General features: G+C 58.1%; 17 protein-coding genes and 1 pseudogene. 13 read left to right on the top strand and 5 right to left on the bottom strand.

All coding sequences use genetic code 11. The annotated features are described in order from the left end of the window. The first annotated feature begins 22 nt into the window (after positions 1-22). The 3 genes and pseudogenes from EXE50_RS09165 to EXE50_RS09155 form a co-directional block, all read left to right on the top strand. On the top strand, positions 23-799 hold the full coding sequence (locus EXE50_RS09165) for a sugar phosphate isomerase/epimerase (RefSeq protein ID WP_137704871.1): 777 nt from the start codon (positions 23-25) through the stop codon (positions 797-799). 109 nt (positions 800-908) lie between these two features. Then, positions 909-1,205: a DUF433 domain-containing protein gene (locus EXE50_RS09160; protein ID WP_137704870.1), complete on the top strand. Its 297-nt coding sequence runs from the start codon at positions 909-911 to the stop codon at positions 1,203-1,205. A 24-nt stretch (positions 1,206-1,229) separates the two neighbouring features. Then, positions 1,230-1,694: pseudogene (locus EXE50_RS09155) on the top strand (transposase); the annotation flags it as partial. A gap of 374 nt (positions 1,695-2,068) precedes the next feature. Here EXE50_RS09155 and EXE50_RS09150 read toward each other — a convergent pair. The 3 genes from EXE50_RS09150 to EXE50_RS09135 all read right to left on the bottom strand — a co-directional run bounded on the left by EXE50_RS09150 (position 2,069) and on the right by EXE50_RS09135 (position 6,049). Further along, positions 2,069-3,103, bottom strand: coding sequence for a transcription initiation factor IIB family protein (locus tag EXE50_RS09150; RefSeq protein ID WP_241982651.1), 1,035 nt, complete (start codon positions 3,101-3,103; stop codon positions 2,069-2,071). A 591-nt stretch (positions 3,104-3,694) separates the two neighbouring features. Beyond that, the gene (sufB, locus tag EXE50_RS09140) at positions 3,695-5,125 is read right to left on the bottom strand and encodes a Fe-S cluster assembly protein SufB (RefSeq protein ID WP_137704868.1); all 1,431 of its coding nucleotides are present in this window, start codon (positions 5,123-5,125) and stop codon (positions 3,695-3,697) included. Positions 5,126-5,275: 150 nt separating this feature from the next. Continuing rightward, positions 5,276-6,049: an SDR family oxidoreductase gene (locus EXE50_RS09135; RefSeq protein ID WP_053770095.1), complete on the bottom strand. Its 774-nt coding sequence runs from the start codon at positions 6,047-6,049 to the stop codon at positions 5,276-5,278. A 511-nt stretch (positions 6,050-6,560) separates the two neighbouring features. Here EXE50_RS09135 and EXE50_RS09125 point away from each other — a divergent pair. The 3 genes from EXE50_RS09125 to EXE50_RS09115 all read left to right on the top strand — a co-directional run bounded on the left by EXE50_RS09125 (position 6,561) and on the right by EXE50_RS09115 (position 9,064). Beyond that, positions 6,561-6,701, top strand: a complete 141-nt coding sequence (locus tag EXE50_RS09125) for a DUF2080 family transposase-associated protein (RefSeq protein WP_137704867.1) — start codon at positions 6,561-6,563, stop codon at positions 6,699-6,701. A 3-nt stretch (positions 6,702-6,704) separates the two neighbouring features. Continuing rightward, complete coding sequence (locus EXE50_RS09120) at positions 6,705-7,946, top strand: RNA-guided endonuclease TnpB family protein (protein ID WP_137704866.1); 1,242 nt, start codon at positions 6,705-6,707, stop codon at positions 7,944-7,946. Positions 7,947-8,254: 308 nt separating this feature from the next. After that, entirely contained in the window at positions 8,255-9,064 is an 810-nt protein-coding gene (locus EXE50_RS09115; protein ID WP_053770094.1) for a sulfite exporter TauE/SafE family protein, read from the top strand. A 103-nt stretch (positions 9,065-9,167) separates the two neighbouring features. Here EXE50_RS09115 and EXE50_RS09110 read toward each other — a convergent pair whose 3' ends face one another. Continuing rightward, the gene (locus EXE50_RS09110; RefSeq protein ID WP_137704865.1) at positions 9,168-9,854 is read right to left on the bottom strand and encodes an SCO family protein; all 687 of its coding nucleotides are present in this window, start codon (positions 9,852-9,854) and stop codon (positions 9,168-9,170) included. Between the two features lie 96 nt (positions 9,855-9,950). Further along, on the bottom strand, positions 9,951-10,454 hold the full coding sequence (locus EXE50_RS09105; RefSeq protein ID WP_137704864.1) for a helix-turn-helix domain-containing protein: 504 nt from the start codon (positions 10,452-10,454) through the stop codon (positions 9,951-9,953). Between the two features lie 114 nt (positions 10,455-10,568). Here EXE50_RS09105 and EXE50_RS09100 point away from each other — a divergent pair, with 114 nt between their 5' ends. The 7 genes from EXE50_RS09100 (at position 10,569) to EXE50_RS09070 (ending at position 15,795) form a co-directional block, all read left to right on the top strand. Then, positions 10,569-10,928, top strand: coding sequence for a hypothetical protein (locus EXE50_RS09100; protein ID WP_137704863.1), 360 nt, complete (start codon positions 10,569-10,571; stop codon positions 10,926-10,928). A gap of 188 nt (positions 10,929-11,116) precedes the next feature. Beyond that, the gene (locus EXE50_RS09095) at positions 11,117-11,746 is read left to right on the top strand and encodes a nitrous oxide reductase accessory protein NosL (protein ID WP_053770091.1); all 630 of its coding nucleotides are present in this window, start codon (positions 11,117-11,119) and stop codon (positions 11,744-11,746) included. Between the two features lie 119 nt (positions 11,747-11,865). After that, complete coding sequence (locus EXE50_RS09090; protein WP_053770090.1) at positions 11,866-12,351, top strand: DoxX family membrane protein; 486 nt, start codon at positions 11,866-11,868, stop codon at positions 12,349-12,351. A 238-nt stretch (positions 12,352-12,589) separates the two neighbouring features. Then, the gene (locus tag EXE50_RS09085; protein ID WP_053770089.1) at positions 12,590-13,018 is read left to right on the top strand and encodes a CopG family ribbon-helix-helix protein; all 429 of its coding nucleotides are present in this window, start codon (positions 12,590-12,592) and stop codon (positions 13,016-13,018) included. Between the two features lie 133 nt (positions 13,019-13,151). Then, positions 13,152-14,174 (top strand): ABC transporter substrate-binding protein, encoded by a 1,023-nt coding sequence (locus EXE50_RS09080; RefSeq protein WP_137704862.1) that lies wholly within the window; start codon positions 13,152-13,154, stop codon positions 14,172-14,174. Further along, the gene (locus tag EXE50_RS09075) at positions 14,174-15,016 is read left to right on the top strand and encodes an ABC transporter permease (protein WP_137704861.1); all 843 of its coding nucleotides are present in this window, start codon (positions 14,174-14,176) and stop codon (positions 15,014-15,016) included. The genes EXE50_RS09080 and EXE50_RS09075 overlap by 1 nt, the downstream gene beginning before the upstream one ends. Next, on the top strand, positions 15,007-15,795 hold the full coding sequence (locus EXE50_RS09070; protein WP_053770087.1) for an ABC transporter ATP-binding protein: 789 nt from the start codon (positions 15,007-15,009) through the stop codon (positions 15,793-15,795). Before EXE50_RS09075 ends, EXE50_RS09070 begins: the two co-directional genes overlap by 10 nt. Positions 15,796-15,830: the final 35 nt, after the last annotated feature.

The following is a 15,830-nucleotide window of genomic DNA, read 5'->3' as shown; positions in this document are numbered from 1 at the left end:
ACGGTCCGCTACCCAAATCAATATGAATCCACGAATCGGTTTCGTCACCGCAGTCGCATCGGAGCTGGAACCGCAGTTGCGCTTCGCCGGGGACGGGGAGTTCGACTACGTCGAGATACTCATGGACGGGCCTCACAGCCACGAGCATCTCACGTCGAATCGCGGGACGATTCGGCAGATACTGGACGATCACGGCCTCGACCTACTCGTTCACCTTCCGTTCCCAACAGACATCGGATCGCCTTACGAGTCCGTCCGCAGCGGTGCCGTCGAAACGCAGTCGGCCTGTATCGATGCCGCGGCCGAACTGGGGGCAGAAAAGGCCGTTCTCCACCCAGAGTCCTCCGCATGGTCAGTCGCGTGGGACGACGCGGAGCTCCGCAGGTACATCGACGAATCAGTCAGCAAACTGAACGCGTACGGTAACTCACGTCACGTCGAAATCTGTGCCGAGAACATATTCGGAAGCCCGTACACTATCGAACACATCGACGGATTGCTCGCCGCGACGGACACTTCGCTGACGCTCGATACGGGCCACGCTCGGGTAACCGGTCACGACCCGACGGAGACAGCCGCGTTCGTCGCTGACCACGCCGACCGCATCTCGCACGTTCACCTGAACGACACCCGTCGGCCGGCGGACGAACACCTCCCGTTCGGTGCCGGGAACCTCGACTTCGGGCCTATCTTCGACGCGTTCCCCACCAACTGGCACGGGACGCTCTCGCTGGAAGTCGGGACGCAGTCGCTTGACTACCTCCGTGAGTCACGCTCTCAGTTGGAGCGGTATCTCTAGAGATCGTTGAGAATGATTGACCGCCGGCAATCGTGCGGGAGAGGTCGAGTAAAGGAAGCGGGGACCGCTGGAGCGATGTTTTATGAATTCTTGGCTGATACGCACAGGTATGGCACAGTCGTCGGTTCGGATCGTGACCGAGGTTCACGACGAGCCACATATCGAGGGGCGGCGCGTGACCGTCCGGCGGATTCAGGGGCTCGTCGAGGGGGCTGGAAAGTCGGCCGACGAGGTGGCCGACCAGCTCGACCTTGACGTCGCGAACGTGTACGGCGCGCTCCAGTACTACCACAGTCACCCCGACGAGATGGCGGCGGTCGAGCGCCAGCGGGCGGACCGCGAGGCCGTGGCGCGGGAGCCGGGAGCGGTGTCGCTGTCGGAGCTGAACGACGACGAGAGCGCGTAACCGGATGGAGTATCGGGTCCTCGTCGACGAGGGGACGAGAAGGGTCCACATGGGGACACGCATCTACGGACGGTAAAGCAGTTCTCCCCGGAATCTCTCATCGAAGGGTTCCACGAAGCCTCTGGCCGATTATTGTCACTTTTCGGGGCCGAGTCCGGGTTCCGAGAACCTGCGACGGTTGCGATCGACATTACAAACGTTCCCTACTATGGCCAAGTTGAAGGAATGCCGATGGTGAGCGGCGATACTGATGGAGAAGGGCTCGTCTTCAAGTACGCGACCCTCACGATCGTCGGACGAAATATTCCCATCATCCTCGAGGTAGAACCCGTTCGCGAGAGTTCTGCGTGGGACGAGAACTCGTCAAATCGGATTCACAGAACGGTACGCCGGCTGATTCAGCGGGCGCGTGAACACGTCAATATTGAGATGGTCCTCTGTGACGCGGAGTTTGATTCGAAACATGTCTTCCAGACGCTGTCGAACCTGAAGGACTTACCATAATCTCGGAGGATAGATTTGATGCGTGCCTTCTATTTTCTACTTAAGTATCTGGAATAATATACTCACTCTAGCTTCTCTTTCTGTTTTTCATTAAATCCGCAGAATGTGTTAGGACTAGGTGAAAACAAGATCGAAACTGTATCGCCGTTGAGGGCTTCTGAAACACACATTTGGAAGAGAAGTAAGGCAGCAGATGTCGTAGGAGGTTGATCTATGCTGTCGACGGCGAAAAATGATTTTTCCGCCTTTTGTGATATCTTGGTCCGGACACAGTTATGCGATCCAACAGAGCAAAACAATCCTTGATCGATACTGTCCAATTCGAACCTACTCAAGCAAAAGTCAACTACTCACTGTGCCTATCCATCCTCGGTATCTGTTGCGGCCAAAATCTCAGGATACCGGTTCCGTATCGTCATCTCGCTTACGTCCGTAGCATGAGCGATATCTGCTTGTCGGATAGACTCATCGCACTGTTTGGCAGCCGCGTACAGTGCCCCTGCGGCGATGCCTACCGGATGTTTCCCGCTGTGAACACCGCTTTCAACCGCTATTCCGGCGAGACGTCGTGCCTCTCGCTCTGTCGCGTCCGTACACTCCACGTCCGACGCAATCCGCCCGATGAACGAACGAGGATCTGTTGGTGGAATTTCTAACCCGAGTTCACGTGAGACGTGTCGATATGCCCGCTCAACGCGAATTTGTTCGACGCGGCTCACTGTTGAGACTTCGTCGATAGAGCGTGGGACACCGTTCATGCGACTCGCCGCGTATAGCGCCGCAGTGGCGACGCTTTCAACGGCTCGACCCCTAACGAGTCCGTCCGCAAGTGCGCGACGATAGATGACGCCTGCTGTCTCTCGAGTGCTGTCGGGCACGCCAAGCGCGGAAGCCATGCGATTGATCTCACCGAGTGCATGCATAAGATTCCTATCCGCAGATGAGCGTCGTCGGAAGCGCTCATCCCACCGTCGGAGGCGACGCATCTGTTGTCGCTGTTCTCCTGACAGCGCGTTCCCCTTCGCATCGGTGTCTTGCCACCCAATCACCGTCGATAATCCCTTATCATGTAAGAGGTTCGTGCTCGATGGCCCGACGCGAGAGTCCTGACCACCGGTGCCATCCGGCGTGTACAGTTTGATGTTCGTATCAAGCGTCGCGTCTGAAACGACGAGTCCACAGTCGTCACAGACCGCACCAACGTCATCATCGGCTCGACGAAGTCGTCCGTGACACTCCGGACACGTAGTCTGACTGTGCCATTCGTCCTCATTCTCCTCCGAAACGGAGTCGGTAACAGACTGTCCGTCGCCGGTTTCGCTTGACGAGGGCACATCAGTACCGTTTTTGCGGGAAACTGTGTCCGGTCGCTCTTGGTTAGTGCGCTCGTTCATCACGTGTCATCACCTCTCGTGACCGGGACAGAACAGACGCGTCCCACCGTGTGTCTGGCCAGTACCGTTCATTGTGGGCCCTGAGCCGGCGTCGAGTCGCTGATCCTGATACCGTGCGCGGTGACTCTCGTAGCAACGGCAGATGGAACTGACCACACTGTCTCGGTGGGTACTGTCACTCCGTCGATCGCGAGACAGACGAGTTTCCCTCGTCCCCGCCGCGCCGCAACGACAAATTCAAACCGGCGTGATCGGTCGTCAGTCGCTGTCACGTGGATCGTTGAGAGCCCGTTCACACTCTCCCACGTTGTCGTGTCGACGACCCTGAGGTCGCCCGCAGGAGTGACAGCAGTCGAGCCACAGGCCGGGCAGGACCCCTCATGTGGACTTGCCCCGAGATACCCATAATCGGTGTCACACGCAAAGCAGTGTTCCATGGTCAGAGACTAGTATCGATCCACGATCGTCTCTGCGATGTGTGCCCGACCGGAACATGCTGGACAGGCAACTACGTCACCACCGTCTAACCCGAACACGGTCACAAATTGTTGTGAGACGTGTGCTCCGCAGTGGGCGCACTCAGGCATCGGATTACCCCAGCGAGCCCTCCATTTCGAGTTCGACGAGCCGGTTGAGCTCGACGGCGTACTCGATCGGCAGCTCCTCCGTGATCGGCTCGATGAAGCCTGAGACGATCATCTGCTTGGCGTCGTCGTCGTCGAGCCCGCGCGACTGGAGGTAGAAGATATCCTCGTCGCCGATCTTGCCGACGGTCGCCTCGTGGGCGACGTCGACCTTCGACTCGTTGATCTCCATGTACGGCATCGTGTCCGACGTCGACTCGTTGTCGAACATCAGCGCGTCGCACTCGACGGCCGTCGAGGAGTTCTCCGCGCCGTCCGCGATGTGGACGAGGCCGCGGTAGTTGGTGCGGCCGCCGTCCTTCGCGATCGACTTCGACTCGACGGTGGACTTCGTGTTCGGCGCGTTGTGGTACACCTTCGCGCCGGTGTCGATGTCCTGGCCCTCGCCCGCGAAGGCGATGGTGATGTGGTTGTCGGAGGCGCCGCGCCCCTTCAGGATCGTCGAGGGGTACAGCATCGTCGCCTTCGACCCCATCGACCCCGAAATCCACTCCATGCGCCCGCCCTTCTCGGCGATGGCGCGCTTCGTGTTCAGGTTGTACGTGTTCTTCGACCAGTTCTGCACGGTCGAGTACTGGACGTGGGCGTCCTCGCCGACAAACACTTCGACGCCGCCACAGTGGAGATTGAACTTCGAGTACTTCGGCGCTGAACAGCCCTCGATGTAGTGGACCTCGGAGCCCTCCTCGGCGATGATGAGCGTGTGCTCAAACTGGCCCATGCCCTCGGAGTTCATCCGGAAGTACGCCTGTACGGGCATGTCGACGGTGGTGTTTTCAGGGACGTAGACGAATGAGCCGCCCGACCAGATGGCGCCGTGAAGCGCCGCGAACTTGTTGTCGCTCGGAGGGACGCACTTCGTCATGAAGTGCTCGCGGACGAGCTCCTCGTGTTCTTGTACGGCCTCATCCATGTTACAGAAGATGACGCCCTTCTCCTCCCAGCGCTCCTGCATGTTCTGGTAGACGACCTCCGACTCGTACTGGGCGCCGACGCCCGAGAGCGCGTTCTTCTCGGCCTCCGGGATGCCCAGCTTGTCGAAGGTGTCTTTGATGTCGTCTGGAAGTTCGGTCCAGTCGTCGACGCCGGCACGGACGTCGACGTCGGGTCGGATGTACGGAACGATCTCGTCGACGTCGACCTCGCTCAAATCCGGCTGTCCGGGCCAGTCGGTCGGCATCGGCATCTCCTGGAACTGTTTGAGCGCGCGCAGGCGGCGCTCTAACATCCACTCCGGCTCGTCTTTGTCCTTTGAGATGACGCGGACTGTCTCTTCGGTGAGACCCTTGTCGGTCTTGAAGGCAGACTTCTCCTCCTTCTTGAACTCGAAGCGGGCCTCGGTGTTCGTCTCTTTGAGGTCGTCTTGTTTTGAACTCATCAAAGTATTCTTTAGAGACTGCGAATATAAATGTGGGGAGCTGAAGCGCTCGTTAGTAACTTATACTGGTTTCTTTGAGAAAGTTAGATAACCTTATGGCATTTAATTCGGTTGCTCTAATTAATAGAATTTAATACATAAAGCAATAATTTACTGTGTATTCGCCATTCCGCCGTCAACGATGAGCGATTCACCATTTACGTAGTCCGAGAGATCACTTGCGAGGTACAGCGCTGTATCTGCAACATCTTCAGGCTGGCCCGCCCGCCGGGACGGAATCGACTGAAGGAAGTCTTCTTCAGCATCTGTACCCATAATCGGATAGTCCTCAGTCGTCATCGTCGTCTCGATCAGTCCCGGATGGATAGCGTTCACTCGAACGCCGTCGGGCCCCAACTTCGCCGCCATCGCATATGTGAGTAGTCGTACGGCACCTTTTGTCCCACAGTACGTGATGAACTCCCCTGACCCCTCAAGACCGGCGACCGAGGAGATGTTGATGATCCGCCCGCCACCAGCTTCGACCATCCGTTTCGCCGCCGCTTGCGCGCCAAAATAGACACCTTTGACGTTGATGTCCATCATCCGATCAAACGCATCTTCGTCGACTTCGAGAAACTCCTCACCATGGAAGATCCCCGCGTTGTTCACCATCACGGTGACACCACCGAACTCCTCGGCAGTCTCAACCGCAGTCTCAAGATCGCCGACGTTTGTGACATCACACTCGACGAACGTTGCCCTTGCCTCCGTTTCGGCCTCGATCAGTTCGTGGGTTGGATCTCCTCCCTCGCGAGGAGACTCCTGGATGTCAGCGATAACGATGTCTGCCCCTTCGGAAGCGAACCGGCGGGCAATAGCGCGTCCATTTCCGCTGGAGCCACCGGTAATGACTGCCACGTTGTCTGTGAGTAGTGTGGACATACCTCATGATCTATGGTGAGTGAGAACATAGTTATATCGCGCTTGTGCGGTTGGAACACCATATCGTGAGCCTAATTGATAGAGCTGACGAGTGGGATACTGTGATAATTCGAATCAGAATCACTCATTAGCGAGAACGACTTGACAGCACTCGATCGCTGCTTCGATGTGGCGGTCGGCGACCACGTCGCCCGTTTCGTCAGCCGACTCAAGCAGTGTGGCAACTTGCCGAACCCGTTTCCGTCTGGTTTGCGTGTCAAGACCGTCACTGGTCGCATCGCGGGCGACGGCTTCAGCCTCTCCGAGCCATCGGTTCGTCGCTGGCGGAACTGGGCGGTCTGCGGTCGCAGTTAGCAGAATACAGGCGGTAAGCCCCCTTCCTCAAGGAGCGACCAGCGGGAGCGAGTAGGGAGGGGATACACCGCCGTCATCATGTCTCAAACACGTTCGTACTCGCTGCCCAACCACCCCACCGATAGAGTTACGTTGAAATAATGTGTAAACACACATGATGGATAGACACGAAGTAGAAGGCCACGAAGTCATTAAGGGAGAGGTGAAGCCGACCGGCAACGGCGCACACGTTCTCGTTCCGAAGCGATGGCGTGGTGCAGACGTGAAAATCGTCCGAACCTCAGCCCCCGACGAATAGTCAATGCGCTACACCTACAGATTCCGGCTTGATCCCACGCCTGAACAGCGTGAGCTGTTGGATCATCACCGAGATACCTGTAGGCAACTCTACAATCACGCACTCAACGAATTTGAGAAAATCCCCGAATCGGCGGGAACACTCACCCAACGAGTACGCCAAGTACGCGATCAGCTCACCGATCTTAAACTCTGGTGGGATGAACTAAATGACCTCTATTCAACGGTCGCACAAGCCGCTGTCATGCGTATCGAAGACAGCATCAAAGCCCTCTCCCAGTTGAAACAGAACGGCTACAACGTCGGAAGCCTCAACTGGAAGGCTCCCAAGGACTTCCGCAGTTTCACCTACGTACAGTCTGGCTTCGAGTTCGATAGTAAGAACGGTCAGACCGTATTGTCGCTGTCGAAACTTGCGGATGTTCCACTCATCAAACACCGCACAATCCCCGACACCGAGACGATCAAACAAGTCACGATTAAGAAGGAGCCAACTGGGGACTGGTTCGCTTCATTCGTTGTCGACGGGAAAGAGACACCTGAGAAACCAACCGATCCAGATCGGTGCGTTGGTATCGACGTGGGGATTCTCAAGTATGCCCACGACACCGATGGGTACGCCATCGAAAGTCCCGACTTCAGCGACGAGCGCGAACGATTGGAACGCGCCCAACGCGACCTTTCGCGGAAGGAACACGGCTCTACGAATTGGGAGACGCAACGACAAATCGTGGCGGAACGCCACGCTGATCTCAAGCGAAAGCGCCGCGACTTTCTCCACAAGCTGTCGAACTACTACGCCACAGAGTACGACTTGGTGGCTGTTGAGGACTTGGATGTAAAAGGGCTGGTCGAACGCCCCAGAAACTCACGAAATCGGGCGGGAGCGGCGTGGGGAACGTTCCTGGGGATGCTCGAATACAAGTGTGAACGTGAAGGGACGCACTTCGTCGCCGTGAACCCGCGCGGGACGACAAAGGAGTGCGCTTCCTGTGGTGTGAAGACTGAGAAACCGCTGTGGATGCGCGAACACTCCTGCCCGGCGTGTGGATTTGAAGCGGATAGGGATGCGAACGCGGCGTGGAACATCCTTTCTCGTGGTCTTGAAGACGTAGGAGTGGGATACTCCGAATCAACGCCTGTGGAGACTGCGCTCCCTGTGGATACGCCTGTATCTGCAAAGCGCGTCGTAGAAACAGGAAGCCCCACCCTCAAGGAGCGAACGGCGTCATCCGTGAGCGAGTAGGGTGGGGTAGTTCACATGAGTCGCCAGTGCGTTGACCGCAGCCCGCGGCTCGGTTGGGATGTCGATTTCGTCCGTCATCGTCGGTGTATTGGCACCCACTGTGAAGAATTGTTGCGGCAAGCTACACTCCAGATGCTTGCGAACGTCTCCAGCCGAGCACGACCTCTTGTTCGCCTATTTTGACATCCTCCCCGCGCTGAAGCGCGAGGATTTCTCCTCGATTCTCCGTAACACCTCCACGGTATCTGTCTGGGCTTGTTCGAGAGACACACCAGACAACACAAGCCCATACACAACTGAGAGCGACTATGCTCGAGTCGCTCCTCCGGATTGACGTCGTACTCTTCGTTCTCATCGGCGTGCTGGGCGGCGCACACTGTATCGGGATGTGTGGGCCGTTGGTGACGATGTACTCGAAGCAGATGAACCCACAGCCCGATGGCGGAACGGTGACAGCCAACGACGGGCGTGCCGGTCATCTCACGACCTACGAGGTTCGCCAGCACTTCTTGTTCAACGTCGGCCGGGCGACGACGTACGCGATTCTCGGGGCCGTCTTCGGTGCGCTCGGAAGCGTCGTGTTCGTCACCGCTGACCAGTTGACACCGATCGCCGACCTCCTGCGAGGTGTTGTCGGTCTTGCGGTCGGAGGGTTCATTGTGGCGACGGGCGTTCGGTACGTTATCGGCGGAAGCGGAGGCGATATTCGAATACCCGGCGTCCAGCGCGTTACGTCGTGGCTCGCAACGAGAGTCCATCGGCACGTCAACAGTCCGAGTATTGTCGGGCTGGGAGCCGTCCACGCGTTTCTTCCCTGTCCGATGCTGTACCCCGCGTATCTGTTCGCCTTCGCGAGCGGCTCCCCGACCACCGGGGGAATCGCTCTCGGCGCCCTCGGCATTGGGACGATTCCAGCCGTCTTCCTCTATGGGACGATTATCCAGTCGATCGATGTCGCCCACCGGCGTCGTGTTCACCGGCTGCTCGGCGTGGTGTTCGTCGTGCTGGGGTACGTGCTGCTCGCGCACGGGCTGATGGCGCTCGGTGTTCACCTCCCGCATCCGATGCTCCCGCATTACCAACCCCTCGGCGGCGGGATGGGACATATGGGGCATTGACCGAGACCGACTCCCCTCCGGCGCGCTCGACACGCAAGGGGGTCTCTCCGGTGTCACCTCGGCCGGGAAACGACGAAGGCGATCTGCCGGTGCCCGGGAGTGATCACGCGGTGGTCACTCGTTCGAGGTCGTCGACGAGCTGCTCGATGTCGGTTCGCGGGCCTCGTGGGTACGCCCGCTCGATGATTCCCTGCTTATTAGCGAGAATGATGAGCCCGTAGTGCGGGAAGCGATACGCCAAGTTCTTGAGGTCATCTGCTGGTTGCTTTTCGATCTTTAGACCGAAGTGCTCGTCGTGTATCTCTTGGGCCCGCTCGTAGGTCTCTGGGCGGAGGAAGTGCCAGTTACCCGCGTCAAGATCAACCCCTTGCTGGCCGGCGTACTCACGGAGAGCCTTAGGGGTATCACGCTCGGGATCGAACGTGATGGGGAGAAACGCGACTTGGTCGCTGTACCCCGCCTCAGCGGCGGCCTCCTGTCCGCGACGAAGCCGGAAAATAAGTGCGGGACACACCCCATCCGGACAGTTGGTGTAAAATGATGTCCACAGCACCGCGCGCTCGCCCTCGAATTGGGCCGTCGATATCTCCTCACCGTGGATCGGATCGGGGACAGTGAACTCGGGCATGTTGTCACCGTAGCTCGGGAATGATGCCTCGCTGAGATCTTGCTCCGGCGGTCCGAGAATAGTTCCTTCGGCGCCACTACTACCAAGGACACCAAGACAACCGGCAGTGCCGGCGGTGACTCCCGCGACGCCGACCGTTTTACAGAAAATCCGTCGGTCCATACGTTTGCGTATCGGTCCCGCGGCTTTGAGGTATCTGGTGTGACCTTCGAATGCGCCACTTGCGTCCGATCTGGGCGAGTCCAGCTAGTCGGTTCCTTATTCGAAGAGGGTGTCGACAGTCCGGATGAACCGGTCGACGAGCCGGTCTGGCAGCGAGGGCGACACCACATCAAGCAACTCAGCTGTGTGTTCCGGGCGGGTTAGCGTGATTGTCATCGGACGGTCGTCGGACTTCGTCACGATTCCAGCGTCGCCGAGAGTCGAGACGTGCCACGAGACCGTGCTTCGTGAGAGATCCAATTCTGTGGCAAGTGTCTCTGGACGACGAGGGCCGTCCGCATGGAGTCGCAACACGATCTCGCGGGCGGTCTCGCGTCGAAGGAACGCGAGCGCGTGTCGTTCCCACTGGTCGAAGGTGGGATCGAAGTAGTGAGCCCGACCAGAGATCCGCTCGACGATCAACTCCCCGTCGTTCACTAGTCGTCGGAGATGATACTGCGCCTGTCCGGTGGCGATGTCCAGATCGCGTTCCACCTGGTTGAAGTGGACACCAGGTGTCTCGCGGACGTGTCGTCGCACCCGATCTCTGGTCGTCGCCATCGTGAGTATTCGCCTGTAATCGGCTGAGAGATAAAACCTGTCGGGGGCTTTCTTCCCATGAGAGCGTTTCGCCCCGTGTCTTCTTATCACTCCCAACGCATACTGGCCAGTGTCGTGATCGCGTCGCTCATCGTTCGGGCCGTCTTCTCGGCTCTCGTGCCATTGACCGTTCAGGGGTCGCCCGTACTGCTGGCCGTCATCGCGTGTGCCGGAATCGGAACCAGCGCGCTCTTCGTCGTGAGCCTCGTCGCGTATCGACGCCGCCAGACCGGCCAGTACCGACTGATCAGCGCCGCGGTTGGGGTGCTTGTCCTACGGTCACTGATTGGCGCTGGGACTGTTCTGGGAGCGGTTCCGATGCCGGTTCACCACTTCGTCGAACACAGCTTTGACTTCCTGATCGCTGCGATGATCCTCTACGCCGCGTACGCTCACGCCCCGGGTTCGCTTGGTGAGGATGTCACAAGCGACTAGCTTGGTTGAGTCCTAGCCAGCTCGACCCCAGTACATACCAATCAGCGCCAGACATCGTCCACTCCAGACCGATCTGTACGCTCGTTGATCCGGAGCGAACGCCTCCTGTGAGTGGTTTATGTCCTCTGGCAAACGCCGTTCGACAGTCACACCAGAACCGTATTGACTCTATATGAAGAACTATAGCTATGAAATCTGAACCTGACTCGCATTTGGTATCGCGTCGACAGGTCGTTCATACAGTCGGCTTGGGAGTCGTAATTGGAACGGCTGGCTGCGTTGGGGGATCCTCTGGCTCAAGTCCTGAACCGGTGGATTTGTCGGGTCAAAAGACTGACTACCAAGGTGGAATGGTCATTGGAGACCATGGAGGCCCTAATGGGCAGGTGTTCTACGCCGATACAGAACCCGAACCCAGACAGGGGCCCGTCCAAGGCTCTGAAGGAACTGAGAACCTTGCTTGGTTTCACACGCTCGCACATGGTCTCTTCCCGTACCATCTTAACCTGGTAGCTGACGGCGCGGAGGCGACCGCGGTCTACGTCACGGACTACTCCCGTGTTGATTGGGAGATCCCTGAAGACACTGAGCGAAAGAAGATGCCAGCACCGACCGCCCCCGATACATTCGCCGATGCCACGGGCCTCACATACGTCATCGAATCGGATGTAATGGGTGGTATGGGGCCAGATCTCATGCCGTTCTCGGAACCCAGCGAAGCTGAATCGTTCGCTGATAATTACGGCGGACGGACGATCGGGTACGACGACATCGATCGGTCACTCGTTGATGGAATCCAGATGACTGGGATGAACTAATTGACTTTTCTCATAGTGGAGATAATGAGAACCACACAGGTTCTACTCAAAGAATCTAACACGGTTGATCAGGAGCTAGAAGCCTTTTGTCCGGCAAAATCGTAGCTATTACACACGCGATGGCAACCTCAGAAAACGAATCGAAAGACACGCTAACCGTGTATCAAGAGCGGTTGGACGCACTCGATGCGACACTGGCATCGAAAATGGATCGTTGGAGCGTTCCAGCGTTGCGAGCCGCTGTCGGAGCGGTGTTCATTTGGTTCGGCGCACTCAAAGTACTCGGTGTCTCGCCAGCCGGTGACCTCGTCGCCTCTACGGTGTACGTTCTTCCGCCTGAGTTTTTCGTCCCGGTACTTGGCGTGTGGGAAGTGATCATCGGGATCTGTCTGCTCTACCCGCCGCTTACACGTGTTGGATTGCTGCTGTTGGCACTCCAACTTCCGGGTACGTTCCTCCCGATGGTACTGCTCCCTGAAGTCGTCTATACCACGTTCCCGTACGGGTTAACGGTCGAGGGTCAGTATATCGTAAAGAATCTCGTAATCATTGCCGGCGCACTCGTTCTGGGAAGTACCGTCAGGGACGAATCTGCGTCGGCGTGAGTCAGAAAATTAACTGCTCGTGCTGAACTGCGAATTTTGAGCCAGAACTGATGATGTCGAGACGTTCTGCTTCTCTATCTTTCTACGAGGAGAGAATCCCGGCGTTTACGCCGGGAGTGAATCCAACAACGGTGACACAGTCTCCCACTGATTACGACGGGGAGGATGAGGAACCTCGATCGACGACCAGCGAGTAAGAATAATAAATCTTAATATATTCTGCCGGCTATATTGATATATGACCGTGGTAAGCGTCTCAATGCCTGAAGACTTGCTTGAGCGGATTGATCAGTTTGCCGACGATCACGGATACACTGGTCGGAGTGAGGTGCTTCGGGAGGCGAGTCGGAACCTCATGGGTGAATTCGAGGACAAGAAACTCGAAGGGCGCGAACTGATGGGAGTGGTCACCGTGTTATTCGACTACGAAACAACGACTGTCGAAGAGAAAATGATGCACCTTCGCCACGAATACGAGGATATCGTCGCTTCGAATTTCCATAGTCACGTTGGCGGACACCACTGTATGGAACTGTTTGTGCTCGAAGGGTCTCTCGAAGAGATCTCGGCGTTTGTTGGGAAGATTCGAGCGACTAAGGATACTCTCACAATTGATTACTCCGTATCTCCAGTAGATGATTTCAGCCCGCTGGCCGATCTGAGCTGATTCTGCTTTTCCTCCCTCGCTGAATTCACCCCCATCAATACCAATATCTCCGAACCCCATCCAGCAAAAGTATTAATATTGTTTAGAAGAATCACAGGTATTATTATGATTGCCTTTAGTGTTAACAACACTGATGATTCACATCTCGCGCCGAAGACTACTCCAGACGGGCGCAACCACGATTGCTGCGACGGGAGTCGCTGGCTGTCTCGGTCAGGGAGGCGGGTCCCTCGATTCTGTCACGGTCGCGTACGTCCCGATTTACCCGAACATGCAACACTACGTGATGGAACAAGAGGGGTACTACGAGGACGTTCCGACGGATCTCACAATAGAGCGGTTCAGCTCCGGCCCCAGTGTCGTCAAGGCATTCGCGAGTGGGGACGTCGATGTCGCGCTCTTCGGCATCACCCCGGCAATGGTCCTCGTGGACAAGGGCACCGAGGCTGGTGTCCTCGCGGCGAATTCGAGAAACGGCTTCAAGATCATGGGGACGACCGAACTCGCCGATCTCTACGAACAGGAAGGGGCTGCCACGTTTGAGCGCTTCGAAGAAGAGCACGGGCGGAAGGTCCGGTTTGGAGCACCGCCGGACGGGAGCGTTCCCGACATCGTTCTCCGGTACTGGATTCAGGAGGACCTTGACGTCGATGAGATGGACTCCACCATCAACAAGTCCAAGGTCCCGCCCGCGAAGGCGGTCCAGACCATCCAGTCGGGCGACATCGACGCGACGATCATCCAGGAACCGTTCGCGACGATTATCAGCCAAGCTGACGGGTTCGAGGAACTCGCCTGGTCCGGGAACATCCTGGACAACCACCCCGTCACGGTGCTGTTCGCGAACCAGCGAGTGCTCGACGACGATGAGGTCGCCCAATCGCTCGTCGAACAGCACGTCGCGGCGACCGAGTTCACGGGGAAATCCCCGGATGCCGCCGCCAGCCACGCTGCCTCGGTCATCGGCTCCGGCGTGAGTGAAGACCTCGCGACGGCCGCCATTGATTCGAAGGCGTCGGAGTTCATGTCGGATCCCCACGCGATCACTGATCAGGCCGCGACGATGGGAGAGTTCGTCGCCAACGTCGGCAACATCGAGGAGCCAGTCGCGACCGAGGACCTGTTCGCGTTCGACCCCTACGACGCAATACAGTAATGAGCACGCAGACCGACACCAGTTCGAACGCGCTGACGGCCAAAACCTTCGAGGGGGACCTGCAGCGGTATCTTCGCGGCCTCGGCGGTCTCGTCGTGTTCCTGCTCGTCTGGTGGGTTGGCGCGATGACGACCCAGCCGTCGTATCTGGTGCCGGGCCCCCTCGATTCGGTGCGCGCGTTTATCGACCTGTTCGCGACCTCGACGGCGATTGTGGTCCCTATTCTGGGATCGAGTCTCGTACTCCCAACCGGGCTTGCACATCTCGCGCAGACGCTGTTCCACTACGTTCCTGGGCTCCTTCTCGGTGCGACCTGTGGGATCGGTCTCGGACTGGCGATGGGCTGGAACGGTGCGTTCGACGACTGGCTGCGGCCGCTCGTCCGGGTCCTGCGACCGATCCCGCCGCTGGCGTGGATCGTCTTCGCGATCGTCTGGTTCGGCATCCACCACACCGGCGCGGCGTTCATCGTCTTCGTCGGTGCATTTTGGATCAACTTCTACGGCGCGTATGGCGGCGTCGAGGGCGTTTCGACCGACCTGACCGACGCCGCGTCGACGCTCGGTGTCGAGCGCGACCTCTCGATGTTGAAACTCGTCGCGCTCCCGAGTGCGGCTCCCCAAGTGCTGACCGGATTCCGGACGAGCATCGGTCGCTGCTGGATGATCGTCGTCGGTGCCGAGCTGTTCGGCGCACCAGGCGTCGGCTACGAGATCATCAACGCCTCGAACAACCTCGCGATGGCGACCAGCGTCGCGTACATGTTCCTGATCAGCTTGGCGTTCCTCTGTATGGACGTCGGGTTCCGCCTGCTCGAACGGAGGGTCCTCGCATGGCGCTGAGTACGGACTCGTCCACCGACCGGGACTCCCGTGAGAAGATCACTATCCAGAACGTGAGCCGCTCGTACGAGTCGACGCAGGCGCTCGATGACGTCTCGTTCTCGGTGTCGGAGGGCGAGTTTTGCTGTGTCGTCGGTCCCTCGGGGTGTGGGAAGACGACGCTGTTGCGAGCGATCGCCGGGCTCGACGATCCCGATGGTGGTTCGATACTGGTCGGTGGAGACCCGGTTACCGGTCCTGGGCTGGACAGGGGAATGGTCTTTCAGGAGTACGCGCTGTTCCCGTGGCGAACCGTCCGCGGAAATATCCGGTTTGGCCTTGACCGGCCCGCCTGTGACTGTCCCGACTGCGAGGGACGAGTCCGGGAGTTAATCGACCTGGTAGGGCTCGACGGCTTCGAAGACGCGTACCCAAAGGAGCTGTCCGGTGGCATGAAACAGCGCGTCGGTATCGCTCGCGCGCTCGCCCCCGATCCGGAGATCCTCTTGATGGACGAACCGTTCGGTAGTGTCGACGCTCGAACGCGTGACCGCTTACACGCGGAACTGCTCGACATCTGGACGCAGACCGGACAGACCGTCGTGTTCGTCACCCACGACATCGACGAGGCAGTGACCCTCGCTGACCGCGTGATCGTCATGGGTTCCGACCCGGGAACTGTACAATCAACATTCTCCATTGATCTAGAACGCCCACGTGGACGGACCGCCCGCGACTTCGTGGACCACGTCGCACAGATTAGGGATGAGCTCGGGAGTCCTGCCGACACTAGCCACTGAGACGCTCTCACAGCAGAGTTATTAATTCATTTTCT

Origin of the sequence: Halorubrum sp. ARQ200 (assembly GCF_005435115.1) — an archaeon.
Lineage (GTDB): Archaea > Halobacteriota > Halobacteria > Halobacteriales > Haloferacaceae > Halorubrum > Halorubrum tropicale.
This window is presented reverse-complemented; position numbering and strand designations above follow the sequence as displayed.